The organism is Olsenella sp. HMSC062G07 (assembly GCF_001811895.1).
Taxonomy (GTDB): Bacteria; Actinomycetota; Coriobacteriia; order Coriobacteriales; family Atopobiaceae; genus Olsenella_F; species Olsenella_F massiliensis.
In genome coordinates, this window is the sequence record NZ_KV806929.1 from 1 (window position 1) to 2,766 (window position 2,766).

Consider the following 2,766-nt stretch of genomic DNA (forward strand, 5'->3'; position numbering starts at 1 on the left):
CGACGCCCCCGCGCTCGCGGCGGTCGAATGGCGCGACGCCGACGGCTCGGCGCTGTACTCGACCGACATCGAGGTGGTGGCGCGCCACTACTTCCCGCTATCGGCCCTCAAGGCGACCGACGACGGGGACGACTTCATCAAGCGCAGCGCCGACGACCTGTGGGAGGCGCGGCAGGCGGCTACCGAGACGTTCGAGCTGAACGCCGAGCGCTCGTTCGTCCCCCGCGTCGGATACACCGAGACCTACCGGGGCGGCTTCGTCTGGCTCGCGGACCACGACGTGCGCGATCTGCTGACTGAAGGGTGGGGGTTGCGCTCCGACTGCACGGCGCAGGGGCCGGAGGGCCACGCGGTCATACGCTACCGCTACGGCCTCGACGAGGTACCCGCCCGCGTGTCAGGTGCCGTCCTGGCGCTCGCCCGGTACTACCTCCGCCCGTCGGTCACCCCCGACCGAGCCACGGGCGAGGCCACGGACGCCGGCTTCATCCGCTACACGCTCGCCGGCAAGGACGGCGCTACCGGCCTGCCCGAGGTCGACGCGGCCATCGAGCAGTTCGGGCGTCACAGGGTGGTGGTCCTATGAGGCTCCAGACGCCCTACGAGCGCGCCGCCTCGGCGCTGTTCGAGCGCCTTCGGCTGGTCCTCTCGGACGCGGGCCTCGCGCTCTACGCCGAGCCGGTTCCTGTCCCGCAGCTGACGTTCGGCTCCCCGGCGAACAAGCGCCCCAACGTGGTCTGGCTCGACCCGCTGCCGATGATGGCGAGCACCAGCGGCAGCGCCACGAGCTTCGAGAACCAGACCACCTTCACCCTCACGGTCTTCTGCATGAGTCGGCACACGGACCGGAACGTCGCGATTGCGAACGTCCAGCGCTACGTGAACAGCGTCTACATGGGCGTCATGGCCGACGCGACCCTAGGAAGGAACGTGGACAACGCCATCCCGAGGGTGACCGAGACCGGGAGCGACGCGACCCCGGACAAGCAGTACATCGTGGCCGCATCGGTGGACGTGACGTGCAAGGCGTCCTCCATGTGCCCGCGCGAGTTCAAGGAGTTGGTGGCAGATGCCTCTCGTGGCGACTAGGGACGTGACCGCATCCATCGACGGTCGCGACTACGAGGTCAGGAAGGGTCAGAGGGTTGAGGGGCCTCCCCAACTCATCGAGGCCCTGAAGGAGATCGATGCGGTTAAGGCCGCGCGAGCGAAGAAGGAGAGTACCGATGATTAACACATCCATCGCCCTGCTGGGCGTGGCCTTGCAGAAGGACAAGGCCACGGCTGCGGCGCAGCCCCAGTTCAAGCACGGCCTCACGGGCGGCGGGCTGGTAAAGCCCGAGCGCACCGTTGAGCAGAAGAACGTGGCGTGCGGCCTTCGCGCCAACGCCTCCAACGGGGCTTACGTCTCCGAGGTCAACATTGGAGTCGACTTCGAGACGCTGGCCTACGCCGACGCGCTCGGCCTTTACCTTTACGCGGCCCTCGGCAACGTGACCACCACGGAGGTCACCGGCAAGACCGGCTACTACAAGCACGTCATCAAGCTCGGCAACGTCCTCAAGTACCTCACCTTCTGGGGCCAGCTTGGCGACACCGCGCTCTCGACGGTGCAGCAGGCCACGGGCTGCAAGGTGGACACCGTGAGCCTGTCCTTCGAGGGCAACGCGCCGCTCGACATCGGCGTGACCGCAGCGGGCATCGCCGCAAAGCTCTTCGGCTCGTGGACCGGCGACACCGAACCCTCTTGCTTCGACGGCTACTTCATCCCGACCGCAGGCGAGTTCCTGATCGACACCAACAGCCAGACGCCCGTGGCGGCGACCATCACCAAGGGCAGCTTCGAGCTTTCGAACTCGCTTACCGCCTATCGCGGCGCGGGGCAGGTCATCCCGAACGAGCTTGCCGAGGGCAAGCTGACCACCGGCGTCAACGTCACCGCGCAGCCGGAGGACTGGACGCTGATGCGCAAGACCCTGACGGGCGCGGCCAACGGCACCTCCGTCACCCCCAACGTGGTCTACGGCTCCACCAAGTGGAGCTTCACGCACTCGCAGGACGCCAACTGCACCCTCGGCGTGACCATCGGCAACGTGCCGTGGAACTTCGAGATGCCCGAGGTAGACCCGGAGGGCGCGGCGGCAGAGGTTGAGTTCTCCGCCGACAACGTGGGCATCGCCTCGCGCACCGACAGCCCCGTGACCATCGAGATCGTCAACAAGGTCGCCAAGTACGAGGCCGCGACCACCACCGCCTAAGGAGCGACAATGAACCGCTACGTCTGCACCATCTCCAACGAGGAGAAGACCGAGGACATCACCCTCACCGAGCTTTGCCGCTGGGACGCCCTCGACGCCTCGCAGGAAATCCCCGCGTCCCCCTCGCGCGGCGCGAAGAGCGACTACCTCTGGGTGTACTTCGACATCAAGCGCCTCGGCAAGCTCGCCGAGTACGGCATCGACGAGGACGTGCCCCCGCTTGAGGCCATCCGCACGCTCGCCGAGGGCTACGGCATCGAGGTGTCCAAGGTCGAGAAGGCTGCGGCCCCTTTAGCGTCCGCGCCCGCGAAATAGCCGTCGCGGCGATAAAGACCGGGTGCTCGCCGTACGACCTCGCGAGGCTGTGCGACGAGTACCCGCTCGTCTTCGAGGAATGGTTCGCCGCACTTCCACGGGATGGCGGCAAGTCGTTCACCGAGAGGCGGGCCGAGGGGAGGCGGGCGCGCATGCAGCGGATTTTCGGCGGTGGGCGCTGATGGCGTTCCGG

General features: G+C 67.3%; 5 protein-coding genes. All 5 read left to right on the forward strand.

The genetic code is table 11. From position 1 onward, the window contains the following. A partial coding sequence (locus HMPREF2826_RS09340) for a hypothetical protein (RefSeq protein WP_168163947.1) occupies positions 1 to 586 on the forward strand: 586 nt, incomplete at its 5' end. Then, the gene (locus tag HMPREF2826_RS00355) at positions 583 to 1,089 is read left to right on the forward strand and encodes a hypothetical protein (RefSeq protein ID WP_070638044.1); all 507 of its coding nucleotides are present in this window, start codon (positions 583 to 585) and stop codon (positions 1,087 to 1,089) included. The genes HMPREF2826_RS09340 and HMPREF2826_RS00355, both read left to right, overlap by 4 nt. Beyond that, entirely contained in the window at positions 1,070 to 1,234 is a 165-nt protein-coding gene (locus HMPREF2826_RS09345; protein ID WP_168163948.1) for a hypothetical protein, read from the forward strand. The genes HMPREF2826_RS00355 and HMPREF2826_RS09345 overlap by 20 nt, the downstream gene beginning before the upstream one ends. Continuing rightward, a complete protein-coding gene (locus HMPREF2826_RS00360; protein ID WP_070638047.1) occupies positions 1,227 to 2,258 on the forward strand; it encodes a phage tail tube protein in 1,032 nt (343 codons plus the stop codon). The genes HMPREF2826_RS09345 and HMPREF2826_RS00360 overlap by 8 nt, the downstream gene beginning before the upstream one ends. 9 nt (positions 2,259 to 2,267) lie before the next feature. Further along, positions 2,268 to 2,573, forward strand: coding sequence for a hypothetical protein (locus HMPREF2826_RS00365; RefSeq protein WP_070638050.1), 306 nt, complete (start codon positions 2,268 to 2,270; stop codon positions 2,571 to 2,573). Positions 2,574 to 2,766 lie beyond the last annotated feature (193 nt).